This window comes from Alteromonas sp. 5E99-2 (assembly GCF_017368475.1).
Lineage (GTDB): Bacteria > Pseudomonadota > Gammaproteobacteria > Enterobacterales > Alteromonadaceae > Alteromonas_F.
Genome location: NZ_JAFNJE010000080.1, coordinates 1 through 480, shown reverse-complemented (window position 1 = coordinate 480; position 480 = coordinate 1). Strand labels below are relative to the sequence as shown.

1 protein-coding gene is annotated in these 480 nt (G+C 50.4%); it reads right to left on the bottom strand.

The genetic code is table 11. From position 1 onward, the window contains the following. Nucleotides 1–430, bottom strand: a 430-nt coding sequence (locus tag J3L16_RS15980) for a YaeQ family protein (protein WP_207614057.1), incomplete at its 3' end; no start/stop codon positions are given. Nucleotides 431–480 lie beyond the last annotated feature (50 nt).

The window sequence follows — 480 nt, the reverse complement described above, 5'->3', positions numbered from 1 at the left end:
CTCCCAGTGCGTTGGTGTCCGCTTCGGAAAGACTCAAAACTTGAAGGTTGTCAAAGCGGGTCGTGCTGTTTTTGACCTTTTCCCACCACATGTCGGCCGTTCTGCCACCATAGGCGTAGATGACAACGTCGTCGGCTTTGCCGCATGACTGACGAATGATCTTTTCGCTAGGGAGCCCAAGTGCGACCCATAATTCAAGCTCACCGCTTAGGCTTTTCTGCCAAATGTCAGGCTCGTCGTCTGTTGACAGACCTCTGGTCATTTCCAACTGCTCGTGGGCATTCAACGCAAAAGCGAGGATGCGGACCATCAGGCGTTCATCCGTCTCTGAAGGATGTTTGGCAACGGTCAGTTTGTGGGTTTCGTAATAGTTGCGATCCATATCCGAAACGGACAGCTCAACTTTATAAATGGTGGCTTTTTGCGCCATAAGAATTCCCAGACTTGCAAAGATATAGATGCCTAGTGCGTCTGGTGACT